We start from the raw sequence: 12,649 nt of genomic DNA on the forward strand, positions 1-12,649 counted from the left end.
GAGCGCCGCGACTATGCCTCAATCATCCACGACATGCGAGACAGCCCCATGCCTACCTCAATCGTTGCCGCCCTGCAGATCGGTTCCCGCCCGGAGGGCAAGGCCGCCACCCTGGAGGCGATCCTTGCCTATGAAGCGCGTATCAAGGCTACCGGCGCCGGGTTGGTGGTCATGCCCGAAGCCTTGCTCGGCGGCTATCCGAAGGGCGAGACCTTCGGCACCTACCTGGGTTACCGCCTGCCGGAAGGACGCGAGGCCTACCAGCGCTACTACGAAAACGCCATCGACGTCCCGGGTGCCGAGACCGAGGTACTGGCCGGCCTGGCCCAGCGTACTGGCGCCCATCTGGTGCTCGGGGTGATCGAGCGCGACGGCAATACCTTGTACTGCACCGCGCTGTTCTTCTCGCCGGAAGAGGGACTGGTCAGCAAGCACCGCAAGCTCATGCCCACCGGCACTGAACGTTTGATCTGGGGCCAGGGCGACGGCTCGACGTTGCCGGTACTGGATACTCCGCTGGGCAAGCTGGGCGCGGCGATCTGCTGGGAAAACCACATGCCGCTGCTGCGCACCGCGATGTACGCCAAGGGCGTTCAGGTCTGGTGTGCACCGACGGTGGACGAGCGCGATGTGTGGCAGGCGTCGATGCGCCATATCGCCCATGAAGGCAGGCTGTTCCTGGTCAGTGCCTGCCAGGTGCAGCCATCGCCAGAGGCGCTGGGCATCGAGGTGCCGCATTGGGACAGCCAGCGTCCGCTGATCCAGGGCAACAGCGTGATCGTCGGGCCGCTGGGCGAGGTGCTGGCCGGGCCGTTGCGTGGCGAGGAAGGGTTGATCAGCGCCGAGATCGATCTGGAGGAACTGGTACGCTCCCGCTACGATTTCGACGTGGTCGGCCATTACTCGCGGCCAGACGTGTTTTCGCTGGTGGTGGATGAGCGGGCCAAGCGTACTGTTGAGTTTCGCCGCTAGGCGTCGGCGGGGATGATTTGCGGTTCGTGACTGACCGGGAAGTTCACCGAGCGGGCGATGAAGCACTTCTGGTGGGCCAGGTGGTGCAGGGAGCGGGCCTTGTCCAGGTCCGTTGTCGCCGCCACGGTCACCTTGGGCCGCAGCACCACCGAGGTGAACTGGCCGGCGCCGCTGGCTTCCTCGGCCATCTGGCCTTCGGCCTGGTCCTCGTAGGCCAGCACCATGATCCCGGCCTCGGCGCACAGACCGAGGTACCAGAGCTTGTGGCAGGCGGAGAGAGAGGCCACCAGCAGGTCTTCCGGGTTCCAGCGCGCCGGGTCGCCGCGGAAGGCCGGGTCGGAGGAGCCGGCGATGGCGGGCTTGGCACCGGCCTCGATCAGGTGATCGCGGCTGTAGCCGCGATAGGTGGAAGTGCCGGTGCCCTGGTTGCCGGTCCAGGTGACGCTGACGGCGTAATGATGCTTGTGCTCGGCCATGGGGATTCGTCCTGAATACGCTGGGAGGGATCGAGGTTACGCGGGTGCTGGCGATAGCGGAACATGCAGGGCCGGAAACGAGTGAGTGCATGGGGGCAATGCCAGGCTTGACGGCCTCATCGCGGGCAACGCCCGCTCCCACAGGGTTTGCGGTGCACGCGGTCCTTGTGGGAGCGGGCGTTGCCCGCGATGAGGCCAGTATTGACACAACAAACTTCACTCCCGGGTATCGATACTCACCACCACCGACATCCCCGGCCGCAGGCCCTTCGCCTCCGGCTGGTCCGGGTCCACCGTGATCCGCACCGGTATCCGCTGGGCGATTTTGACGAAGTTGCCGGTTGCGTTGTCCGCCTGCAGCAACGCGAACTCGGAGCCAGTGGCCGGTGAGATCTGCTGCACATGCCCGCGCAGCTTCAGGTGATTCAACGCATCCACGGTGAACGTCGCCGCCTGGCCAATCCGCACGTTGGCCATCTGTGTCTCCTTCAGGTTGGCAATCACCCACAAGGTATCCGGCACCAGCGCCATCAACTGCGCACCGGAGTTGACGTAGGCCCCCAGGCGCGTGCCGATCTGCCCGAGCTGGCCATCCCGGGGGGCGGTGACCCGCGTATTGTCCAGATCGATACGGGCCAGTTCCACCGCGGCCTTGGCATTCTCCACCGCCGCTTCCAGGGCCGCACGGTTGACGATCACCGTCTCCCGGTCTTGGCGGGCGATGTCCAGCGCGGCCTTGGCCTGCGCCAGACTGGCCACCGCAGCCGCATGGCTGGCACGGGTGACATCGAACTCACGTCGGGATACCGAGCCATCGCTGACCAGGTCCTGGTTGCGCCGCAAGTCGGCATCGCTCTTGGCAGCCTGTGCTGCCGCATCGTCAATCGCCGCCTGGCGCTGGGCAATCACCGCCTCGGCGCTGTTGCGCTGCTGCAGGTTGTTGGCCAGTGCCGCCCGTTGCTGCTGCAACTGGGCCTGTGCCTGGGCCAGACGCTGGGTGTAGATACGGTCGTCGAGGCGTACCAGCAGGTCGCCGGCCTTGACGAACTGGAAGTCGTGCACCGGCACCTCGACGATATAGCCGGCCAACTGCGGGCCGATGATCGTCACCTGGCCACGCACCAGCGCGTTCTCCGTGCTTTCGATGGCACTGCTGAACGGCGGCAGGCGCCAGGCGTAGAGCACCACGAGGATGCCGACGATGGCCACGGCAGCGAAGCTCAGGCTCGACAGCAGACGCAGGCGTCGCGAGCGTACCGGGCTGGTGGGTTCGCTGGGCGGCGGCGTGCCTTCCGGGGTTTCGGCGAGGGCGGTGGTGGTGGTCGAGGGCGTTTCCTGGGTCATCGGCTCGGCGCGTCGCTTGGGGTGGAGGTGATCGCAGCCTGGCGGGCAAGATGGCGCAGGCGCAGGCTACGGATGAAGATCCAGATCATGGTCAGCACGGCGATGCTGCCGATCAGCATGAAGACATCGTTATAGGCGAGGATGTTCGCCTCGCGGGTGGCCGCATTGGCCAGCAGGCGCAGGCCCGCTTCGGTGCGCAGCGCAGGGTCGGCGATGATCCCGGCATAGCCCGCGCCGCCGCCCTGGATGCGGGCGTTGACCAGCGGTTCCAGGCCCGTGAGACGTTCCACCAGGTAGCTGGAGTGGAACTTCTCGCGCACGGTCTGGAAGGTCCCGAGCAGGGCCGCGCCGAGCAGGCCGCCGAGGTTGTTGCAGATCCCGAACATCACCGAGAAGCTCACCAGGTTTCGCGGGTTGGCGCGCACGTGGCTGATGCCCAGGGCCATGCTTGGGCCGAGGAAGAAGGTGCTGCCGAAGGCCAGCAGGAACTGGCTCAGGTACATCTGCGCCGGGCGGGTCAGGTTGCTCGACGCGCTGTCCATGAACGCGCCGGTGGCCATCGCCGCCAGGGAGATGAACAGGGGCAGGATCAGGTGTTGCGGGTTGATGGTCAGGGCGCTGGTGGCCAGGCCGGCCGCCGCGCCGAGCAGCATGATCCAGTACAGGCTGCGCAACTGCTCGCTGCCCAGGTTCAGGGCCTGGAGAAAGCCCACGGCGCCGGTGGATTGCTCCGAGGTGACCATGCGGATCAGCACCACGCACAGGGCCAGGCGGATGATCGCGCCGCTGCCCAGCCAGCGGGTCATCAGCAGCGGGTTGGCGCGGTTGTGCTCGATGGCCAGGCCGCTGAACACCAGGGCGATGGAGGAGGCCAGGGCGACGCCGATCCATGGTGCATCCAGCCACCAGTCGATGCGCCCCAGTGACAGCACGGCGCAGAGCAGGGCCGTACCACTGGCCATCAGCGAGAAGGTCAGGAAGTCCAGCGGCTCGAAAGTCTTGAAGCGGTCCCCGGGTGGCAGCTTGAGCAGCAGGACGCAGCCCAGCGCGGCCAGGGCCAGGCCCAGCTCGAACAGGTATAGGCCGCGCCATTCGGCGATCTGCAGCAGGTCTTCGGAAAACACCCGGGCCAGCGGTACTGCCAGTTGCGAGGCGCCGAGGCCGAGGACCATGGCCTTGAGGCGCCACTGTGCCGGGAAAGCCTGGATCATGTAGTACAGACCCAGGGAACTGAGCGCCGCGCCGACCATGCCATGGGCCGCGCGCACGGCGATGGCGGAGTTGAGGTCGTTGACGAACAGGTGAGCGAAGGTGACCAGGGCGTAGAGCACCAGGAACACTTCGGTGAAGGCGCGCAGGCCGAATTCCTGGCGGAATTTCACCAGCAGCAGGTTCATCGACACGTTGGTCATGACGAAGGCCGCCGGCAGCCAGGCCATTTCCGCGGTAGTGGCGCCCAGGGCGCCTTGCAGGAACGGCAGATTGGCGGTGACCAGGGCATTGCCCAGTCCGCCGGTGATCGCCACCAGCAGGCCGACTGCGCCATAGGCCAGGCGCTTGCCTGGCGCGTGCAGCGGCGTCGAAGGCGAGCCGGGCAGGGCGGGCTTTTCGTGGGGCAGCCATTGGCGGGGGGCGTATTTGTCGGTTGGCAAGGGTGCAGATACCTGGGGTGCTTGGGGAAAACTGTACGCGAGGTGCATTAGGAAGAACATCCGGGCTGGATGTTGTCTGGGCTGGCCTCATCGCGGGCAACGCCCGCTCCCACAATGTTCGCGGCGGACATGGGACCTGTGGGAGCGGGCGTTGCCCGCGATGAGGCCCTTGGCATCGACCCGATTGCCTGATCCTCTCGGCCTATTGTCCGATCCACGCAATTCATCCCCGTTCACTTGAATCACCGCCCAACCGGCGTAGATTGGAAAATCCTTTCCCCCAAGGACACCGAACCTTGAAACTCCCAGCGCTGCTGCGTGCACCGATCGCCGACCATGACCATTCGCCCCAGGCCCGGCAGGGACGCTTTCACAACCTCACGCCGCGCCCGGCCGATTCGCCCGAGCCCGACGCCAAGGTGATCTGGAACCTGTTGTTCAACAAGCCGCGCTTTACCGTGCCGCGCGTGGCCCTGCCGGTGCAGCGCCTGAGCCGGGCCGACCTGGAGGCAGCCGCCGATGGCAGCCTGTTCCGCCTCGGCCATTCGACCCTGCTGTTCAAGCTCGAAGGCGGCTGGTGGCTGACCGATCCGGTGTTCTCCAAGCGCGCCTCGCCGTTCTCCTTCGCCGGGCCCAAACGTTTCCACGAGCCACCGGTCACCCTTGCCGAACTGCCGCCGATCCGTGGCGTGATCCTCTCCCATGACCACTACGACCACCTCGACCGCGCCACCATCAAGGTCCTGGCGCCCAAGGTAGAGCTGTTCGTCACTCCGCTGGGTGTGGGTGACCGTCTGTTGGCCTGGGGCGTGCCGGCGGCCAAGGTGCGCCAGTTCGACTGGTGGCAGGGCATCGACGCCGGTGGCCTGCACCTCACCGCCACCCCGGCGCAGCACTTCTCCGGCCGTGGCCTGCGCGATGGCAACTGCACCCTGTGGTGCTCCTGGGTCATCGAGGCGCCGAACCTGCGCCTGTTCTTCAGCGGTGACACTGGCTACTTCGATGGCTTCGCCGAGATCGGCCGGCGCTTCGGTCCGTTCGACCTGACGCTGATGGAAACCGGCGCCTGGAACGAGCACTGGCCCTACGTGCACATGCACCCGAAGCAGACCGTGCAGGCGCACCTCGACCTGGGCGGGCGCTGGCTGCTGCCGATCCACAACGGCACCTTCGACCTGGCCATGCACGCCTGGTACGCCCCCTTCGAAACGGTGCTGGAACATGCCGCCGAACAGGGCGTCAGCGTCACCACACCGGGCATGGGGGAACGTTTCGACCTGTATGCACCGCAGCCGGGCAAGCGCTGGTGGCGCGAGCCGGTGGCCGCGGAACAGTTCGCCGCCAGTAAGGCCACCCCGTGTCGCCGCTGCCTGCATGAAGGGCGCTGATCGACGGCAAGGCGGTACTTCAAAGACATTCATGTTCGTCGTGCAATAGAATGCACGGCTGGCGACGCAGCATGCCTCGCCAATGCAGAACGCCCCTTCGGTTGCGAAGGGGCGTCACGTTTTCTGCCGGACTGAAAATAGGCCAAACATGCCCAGCGTTTCTCCAGAACTACAAGCCAGGGAATGGCACAGCCTGGTTGCGCAATTCCCTCGCGCCTTGACCGAGGCTTTGCAGCGCCTGGTCGAGACCCACAAGGTCACACTTGCCGCGCGTTTCTACGAACACATGCTGGCCGACCCGAATGCCTCGCTGATCCTCTCCCATGAAGAAGTGAAGAGCCGCCTCGGCAGCTCGATGCAGGCCTGGCTGGTCAAGGTCTACTCGGCCTGCGCCGAGGACGATTTCCTGCCCCTGGTGGCCTTGCAGAAGCAGGTCGGCGAAGTCCATGCGCGCATCGACGTGCCACTGCACCTGGTGCTCAGCGGCGCGCGCTACCTGAAGAAGCAGCTGTTCCAGCTGATCGTCGAGCAGGGCTGGTCGGCCGAGGACCACGCGCGGATCCTGCGCTTGTCCAGCGAGTCCATGGACCTGGCCATGGAGATCATGAGCCACGCCTACAGCCGCTCCCACGACCGCAATTCGCGCAACGAAGAAGGCTACCGGCTGTTCTCGGTGCTGCAAAACATCACCACCGAGCGCGAGCGTCAGCGCGGCGCCTTGCTCGACTGGGAGAACAGCCTGATGTTCGACCTGGTGATGGGCTCCAGCGGGGTCAACCTGCCGCGCCTGGCCGCCTCGGACTTCGGCCTGTGGTTCCGCCACAAGGGCGCCTATGCCTTCCAGAACACCAAGGAGAGCGAACAGATTCTGAGCATCATCCGCAGCATGGACGACGAGTTGCTGCCAATGTTCCTTGCCGCCGAGGAAGGGCAGCGCATGAGCCTGCTGCGGGAGATCCGCGACCAGACCAAGAGCCTGATGTTCAACCTCGACAGCCTGTTCAACACGGCCAACGAACTGGAAAGCGGCCGCGACGTGCTCACCCGCATGCTCAACCGCAAGTTCCTGCCGGTGGTGATTGGCAACGAGATCAGCATCGCGCAGAAGACCGCACAGGGTTTCTCGGTGCTCTCGGTGGACATCGACCGCTTCAAGTACATCAACGACACCTTCGGCCACGATGCCGGCGACCTGGTGCTGCAGCAGACCGCAGAAATCCTCGGCAGCCACAGCCGCGCGGGGGACTACGTGTTCCGCATGGGCGGCGAGGAGTTCCTGATGATCCTGGTGGACATCAACAACGCCAATGCGGTGAAGGTCGCGGAAAAACTGCGCCGCCAGGTGGAGGCAGAACCGCTCAGCCTCACCGAGGGCCGCCGCCACCGGGTGACGGTGAGCATCGGGGTCGCCACCTACAACGGTCACCCCGACTACCAGCACCTGCTGCGCCAGGCCGACCAGGCCATGTACCAGGCCAAGCAGGGCGGACGCAATCGGGTAGTGTCCTGGGACACGGTGGCCGGCTGATCAGAAAAAGCTGCGCTGGGCCTTGAAGGTGATCATGCCGTCGCAATAGGCGTTGATCCCGGCGTAGGCCGCGCAGCCCGAGCCGCTGAGGTCGGAACTGCTGTAGATCAGGTCCAGGTCCAGGCCCAGCCAGGGCCGCGATAGTTGCAATGACCAGTCGCTGAAACCCTGCACCTGGCTGCCATCGCTGATGGTGAAGGGCGTGCCGAGGCGGTGGTGGGCGACCTTGAGGGTGATGCCCGCGTCCAGCAGCGGCAACTGGCCGAGGTCGGCGAACAGGGTGCCGGTGCGGTTGTCGGGGTTGTTGCGCAGGGCACCGCCGAAACGGCTGCCGAGCAGCGACAGGCCGCCGTACAGGGCGTAGCTGTCGCCGCCGGCGATGTTCGGCAGGCTGTAGTGGATCAGCCCGACCTCGTAGCCAAGGCTGTCGTTGAAGCGTTGCTTGAGGCCCAGGTAGCTGTCCAGGCGTAGGGTCGAGGCAGGCGTCAGGCCCATGCTCGGTGCGTACTGGCCAAAGTACCAGCCACTGGCGTGACTGACGTCCAGGCCACCATGGAAGGTGCCGACGGGGCTGGGTGAAATCAGCCCCTGGGCCATGCTGCGGGAACTGCCGGTTCCCAGGCGAAAGTCGAAATCACCCAGCTGGCGCTGGATCTGCTGGGCCGTCACGGCCTGGCTGCACACGCTGGCTGCCAACAACAGGAGAAGCTGCCTGGTCATGTTCTCTGCCCTGGAAAGCTTGCACTAGAGCGGCAGAGGATACCCGTGTGGCGTGCTCGGGGAAACCTTGGGGGGCTTGCAGGGCCTGGCGACCATAGAACAGCAGCGCCATCACGAAGCTTGCCAGCCAGACGAAGATTCCCGCCCAGAAGGTGTGCGACATGTAGTGCCAGCCCTGCAGCACGCGAGTGGTGCCGTAGATGCAGCCGATAACCAGGATCGCCACCAGCAGCTTGCGCGCATGCACCCAGCGATGACGCAGGGCGACGAAATACAGGGCGAGCAGGGTGAAACCGCTGGAGGCGTGACCGCCTGGCCAGCAGCGGCCATCACCGGCCTTGTTCCACAGTGAGAAGTTGGAGAACCACTCCAGGTGCGGCTTGTCGCCGCCGTACAGGGTGGTCTCGACCGGGCAGTACACGCCGGTATGGCTTTTCAGGTAGTGGATGATCGTGGTGCTCAGGGCAAAGGCTGCCACCACGAACAGCAGGTCGCGGCGGTAACGCGTGGTGAAACGCAGTACCGGGGCAATTCGGGTTTTGTCCAGTACGCCCGTGGCGCGTGGAAAACGGCTCAGCAGCGGCCAGAGGAATGACAGCAGGCTGCCGATGATCGCCAGTTCGCCGGTCCAGTCCGGCAAGATGCGTGGCCACTTGTGGGTCAGCTTTTCGAACTGGTGGTCGTGCAGGTAGATGAACTGATGGCTGACCGGATCCAGCAGCAGGTCGCTGATCAGCCGGTCCAGGCGAGTCAGGTCGAACAGCAGGAACACGGCGACCGCCAGCAGCAGCGGCACGCCCAGGTTGATCAGGTAGAAGTCCTTTCGTGACGTTGCTTGCATGCGTTCAGTTCCCTGCACTGGCGACGATCTTGCGCCATTCGTTGGCATTCATCTGGCCAAGGATCCGCGCCTTGCCCTGTTTGTCCATGGAGATGAACAGTGCGCTGGCATACTCGGCCTCGCGCTCGCCACCGGGGACTTTCAACTGCCGCTCGACATGGTCGATGCAGCCGCTGTGGGTCACCAGCACCAGGTTGTAGTCGGGACGCTTGTTCTGCAGGGCGGCCTTGGGGAAGGAGGAATCGCATTGGCCGATCCAGTCACGGATGACGATGGCCTTGCCGAAGATGAAGTGCGCGGTCTGCTGGGTACGCACTTCCGGGCTGGCGAGGATGTCGGTGTTTTCCAGGCCGAGGCGCTGCAGGCCGTTGCCCACTTCGAGGGCGGCCTGGCTGCCGGACTTTGTGATGCCGGTCGGGTCGTCCAGGCAGGGATTGCTGGAGCGGTCGCAACGTTCGGCATGGCGGATCAGCACGATCACCTTGCCCTTGGCCCATTGCGCATAAACCCCACTGTCGAGCAACTGTTGCTCACTACCCAGGCTCATGACGTGTGTCCTCGTGGAAAGCCACGCACCCAGCGCGGCCAGGATCATAAGGGCACAGAGGCCCGGAATCAGCACCTTGAGCGAAGGGAGACGACGTCGCTTGGGACGGGAATGGATCACGGGGTTGTGGATGGCGCCTTGCAGCATTGCTGTCACTCCGGCAGACAGAACGGGAATGAGCGCACTCTAGGGAGCAAGGCGTTGGTGACTGGTGAAGCAGATGTCAAAAATATCTTGAAACAGATTGTTTCATCTTTTTTGTGGTGAGCTTGAGGGCCTCATCGCGGGCAACGCCCGCTCCCACAGTGTTCGGTGTCGCCGCGAACCTTGTGGGAGCGGGCGTTGCCCGCGATGAGGCCCGGAAGGTCAAGAAAGAATGGATCAGAGAACCCGCAACATCCCCTCGACCTGCTGCCTCTCCCACTGGCTCATGAACTCCACCGGGTTGGTCCCGTAAGGATGCGCTGCATCATAGATATAGGCAGCGCCGTCAGGGTCGTAGCAGCGATCGCAGTAACCGAGGCCATCGCCATCGTTATAGAGGGTGAATACCCAGCCATCCACTTCAACGGTCAGCAGTCCGTTGCGGACGTCCGACCAGCTTTGCTCGCCGATCCGTCGCAGTGGACGGATTCCCTGGGCGATGTCGCGGAGAATCTGGTAGGCCTCGCGGGGAGTCAGGGCAGTACTGTTCAAGATGGATGCTATCTGGCGGAATTCGTCGGCTAGGGTACAGCAGGCATTTGCCGAATTCACTCGCTATCGCGTGCCCGCCGTCCCTTTCAGATGCCTTCCTCCAGCAGACTGGCAGCCCAGGGTGCGATGATCGCCGTGGAGTGCAAGCTTTTCAATCAAGCTGAGTGGTCATTCGGGTGAAACAATCTTTATGAAGTTGCACAGGCGCATGGATTAAATTGTTGCGGTGTGAAACTTTCGTAAGTTGGATGTGAATACTAAAGGGAAGTTTCAATGAAAACTGTCGGCTGGCTTTTGCTTGCCCTGTTATTCATCGGTCGTGCCGCGTTCGCGCAGGGTTGTGGGCAGGCGGCCGGTACCGATTGCCTGCGCGGGTTCGACCTGCCGGACGCAGCCGGTCGCCTGCAGTACTACAGCTCGCGGGATCCGGACGACGGCGCCATGCCGCGTGCGGCGCTGGTGGTGTTGCACGGTCATCCGCGGGATGCCAATCGCAGTTTCCGGGCGGGTCTGGACGCGGCCCTGGCGGCGGGACAGTTGTCGGAAACCTTGGTGATCGCGCCGCTGTACCAGGTCGGGGAGGCGGCGCACTGCCACTTCCCGGGCGTGCCGGCAGCCAGTTCCGGCGACGCCTTGTGGACCTGCGCCAGTTGGCTGGCTGGCGAGCCTTCCCTCGGTGCGCATCCGATTTCGTCGTTCGCGGCCCTGGATGCCCTGGTGGTGGAACTGGTGCGGCAGTGGCCTGGACTGCGACAGATCACCCTTGTCGGCTTTTCCGCAGGCGCGCAGATGTTGCAGCACAGCGTCGGCTTTGCCACGGCGCCGCCGGCGGGTGTCGGGGTGCGCTATGTGATCGCCGATCCCGGTAGCTGGCTGTATTTCGATCCGCAGAGGCCAGTGGCCGACGGCGCGGGCTATGGCTTCAGTCTTCCGGTGATGCGCTGTCCGGGATACAACCGCTGGAAATACGGCACTGACGGGCTGCCAGCCTGGTTGCCGCACAGCGCCACCGAGGCCAGGACCCGTTACGCCACGGCGCGGGTCGACTACCTGCTCGGCGAGCGTGACGACAGCGCGGCGAAGGGCACCGCCTACCGGGTACTCGACAAGTCCTGTGCGGCGCAGTTGCAGGGAGCGTTCCGCTTGCAGCGGGGACTGGCCTACAAGGCCTATGAGCAGGCGCTGCTCAAGCCGGTGCAGCCACGGCGGCTGGTAGTGGTGCCGGGCTGCGGGCACGACATGACCTGTGTATTGACTTCGCCAGCAGCACGGGACGTGCTGTTTCCACGCTGAGCGTACACCGGTGTTTTCCGGCCAGCCGCTGCGCTAGCATCTGCTCTTTGCCATCCTCGAGGGGAAGCCATTGGATTCATTGACCCAGGCCGTATTAGGCGGCGCCATCCAGGGCGCAGTGCTTGGCAAGGTGCAAGGGCGGCGTGCGCTGCTCTACGGGGCCGTGCTGGCGACCCTGCCGGACCTCGATGTAATGATCCGCTATGCCGACCCGGTGTCGAGCATGACCTACCACCGCGGTTTCTCCCATTCGTTGTTTGTCCTCACCGGCCTCGCGCTGCTGCTGACCTGGCTGACCCTGCTGGTGGTCCGTCGCCGCCGTCCCGATGCCGGCTACAGTGGCCCGCGGCTGTTTCTCGGTCTGTGGCTGGTGCTGATCACCCATCCCTTGCTGGATGCCTTCACCGTCTACGGCACACAGCTGTTCTGGCCCTTGCAGCCCACGCCACAGAGCTGGGCGGCGGTATTCATCATCGATCCGCTGTACACCGTGCCGTTGCTGTTGGGGGTGATCTACGCGGCGGTCAGGGGCATGACCGATCGCGCGCGTCTGCTGCTCGGCGGCCTGCTGCTGTTCAGTTGCGCCTATCTGGGCTTCGGCCTGTTGTCGAAGAATATCGCCGAGCAGCGTTTCCATGCCGCGCTCAATGCCCGGCAGATCCAGGTCACGCAGTTGCGCGCGGTGCCCATGCCATTCAATACCTTGCTCTGGCGGGTGATCGCCAAGACGCCGGAGGGCGATTACTACGAGGGCGTCAGTGGCCTGTTCGACGAGGATCCGCCGGAGTGGCAGCGCCAGTCACTGAACCTGGACGCGGGCAGGGTGCTGGAAGGTACGACGTTGCATGAGCGGCTGCGCTGGTTTACCGGCGATTGGCTGCGCTATGACGTGGTCGGCGACGCTCTGGTGGTCAGTGACCTGCGCATGGGCATACCGGGGAGCTACACCTTCCGTTTTCGCATGGCGGGGTGTGACGGTCAGGGGCGCTGGACGCCGCAGACCCCCACGGCGTGGCCGGGCGCCGGGGTGGATTCACTGCGCGATGGCGAGGCGCTGGAGTTGATCTTCAGGCGGATCGTCGATCAGCAGCCGCCGTTGCCGTTGGCGCAGTGGCGTGAGAAGTACCTGGCGGGGCCGGCGCCGGTGGCGGGGTGTGGCGTGGGAGACTGAGCGGTTTAGCGCTGTGGGAGC

The 12,649-nt window shown here is 64.8% G+C and carries 12 protein-coding genes; 5 read left to right on the forward strand and 7 right to left on the reverse strand.

The window, feature by feature from the left end; genetic code table 11:
- Window positions 1–48: 48 nt before the first annotated feature.
- Window positions 49–972 carry a nitrilase-related carbon-nitrogen hydrolase gene (locus AC5QPF_RS15185; RefSeq protein ID WP_494964005.1) on the forward strand — a complete coding sequence of 308 codons (924 nt, stop codon included), beginning with the start codon at window positions 49–51 and terminating at the stop codon, window positions 970–972.
- On the opposite strand, the gene AC5QPF_RS15190 is transcribed toward AC5QPF_RS15185, so the two are convergent.
- The 3 genes from AC5QPF_RS15190 to AC5QPF_RS15200 all read right to left on the reverse strand — a co-directional run bounded on the left by AC5QPF_RS15190 (window position 969) and on the right by AC5QPF_RS15200 (window position 4,444).
- Window positions 969–1,448 (reverse strand): OsmC family protein, encoded by a 480-nt coding sequence (locus AC5QPF_RS15190; RefSeq protein ID WP_494964006.1) that lies wholly within the window; start codon window positions 1,446–1,448, stop codon window positions 969–971. The genes AC5QPF_RS15185 and AC5QPF_RS15190 overlap by 4 nt on opposite strands.
- Window positions 1,449–1,664: 216 nt before the next feature.
- The gene (locus AC5QPF_RS15195) at window positions 1,665–2,792 is read right to left on the reverse strand and encodes an HlyD family secretion protein (RefSeq protein ID WP_494964007.1); all 1,128 of its coding nucleotides are present in this window, start codon (window positions 2,790–2,792) and stop codon (window positions 1,665–1,667) included.
- The gene (locus tag AC5QPF_RS15200; protein WP_494964008.1) at window positions 2,789–4,444 is read right to left on the reverse strand and encodes an MFS transporter; all 1,656 of its coding nucleotides are present in this window, start codon (window positions 4,442–4,444) and stop codon (window positions 2,789–2,791) included. Before AC5QPF_RS15200 ends, AC5QPF_RS15195 begins: the two co-directional genes overlap by 4 nt.
- Window positions 4,445–4,755: 311 nt before the next feature.
- On the opposite strand from AC5QPF_RS15200, the gene AC5QPF_RS15205 reads away from it, so the two are divergent.
- A complete protein-coding gene (locus AC5QPF_RS15205; protein ID WP_494964180.1) occupies window positions 4,756–5,832 on the forward strand; it encodes an MBL fold metallo-hydrolase in 1,077 nt (358 codons plus the stop codon).
- Window positions 5,833–5,980: 148 nt separating this feature from the next.
- Window positions 5,981–7,360 (forward strand): diguanylate cyclase, encoded by a 1,380-nt coding sequence (locus tag AC5QPF_RS15210; protein ID WP_494964009.1) that lies wholly within the window; start codon window positions 5,981–5,983, stop codon window positions 7,358–7,360.
- Here the strand turns inward: AC5QPF_RS15210 and AC5QPF_RS15215 are convergent, their stop codons facing one another.
- The 4 genes from AC5QPF_RS15215 to AC5QPF_RS15230 all read right to left on the reverse strand — a co-directional run bounded on the left by AC5QPF_RS15215 (window position 7,361) and on the right by AC5QPF_RS15230 (window position 10,164).
- The gene (locus tag AC5QPF_RS15215) at window positions 7,361–8,080 is read right to left on the reverse strand and encodes a TorF family putative porin (protein ID WP_494964010.1); all 720 of its coding nucleotides are present in this window, start codon (window positions 8,078–8,080) and stop codon (window positions 7,361–7,363) included.
- The gene (locus AC5QPF_RS15220) at window positions 7,995–8,921 is read right to left on the reverse strand and encodes a phosphatase PAP2 family protein (protein WP_494964011.1); all 927 of its coding nucleotides are present in this window, start codon (window positions 8,919–8,921) and stop codon (window positions 7,995–7,997) included. Before AC5QPF_RS15220 ends, AC5QPF_RS15215 begins: the two co-directional genes overlap by 86 nt.
- A gap of 4 nt (window positions 8,922–8,925) precedes the next feature.
- On the reverse strand, window positions 8,926–9,615 hold the full coding sequence (pmrG, locus tag AC5QPF_RS15225; protein ID WP_494964012.1) for a lipopolysaccharide core heptose(II)-phosphate phosphatase PmrG: 690 nt from the start codon (window positions 9,613–9,615) through the stop codon (window positions 8,926–8,928).
- Between the two features lie 234 nt (window positions 9,616–9,849).
- Complete coding sequence (locus AC5QPF_RS15230; RefSeq protein ID WP_494964013.1) at window positions 9,850–10,164, reverse strand: DUF7693 family protein; 315 nt, start codon at window positions 10,162–10,164, stop codon at window positions 9,850–9,852.
- 273 nt (window positions 10,165–10,437) lie between these two features.
- On the opposite strand from AC5QPF_RS15230, the gene AC5QPF_RS15235 reads away from it, so the two are divergent.
- Window positions 10,438–11,457 (forward strand): hypothetical protein, encoded by a 1,020-nt coding sequence (locus tag AC5QPF_RS15235; protein ID WP_494964014.1) that lies wholly within the window; start codon window positions 10,438–10,440, stop codon window positions 11,455–11,457.
- A 70-nt stretch (window positions 11,458–11,527) separates the two neighbouring features.
- The gene (locus AC5QPF_RS15240; RefSeq protein WP_494964015.1) at window positions 11,528–12,628 is read left to right on the forward strand and encodes a metal-dependent hydrolase; all 1,101 of its coding nucleotides are present in this window, start codon (window positions 11,528–11,530) and stop codon (window positions 12,626–12,628) included.
- Window positions 12,629–12,649 lie beyond the last annotated feature (21 nt).

Source organism: Pseudomonas sp. Con_6 (genome assembly GCF_059379395.1).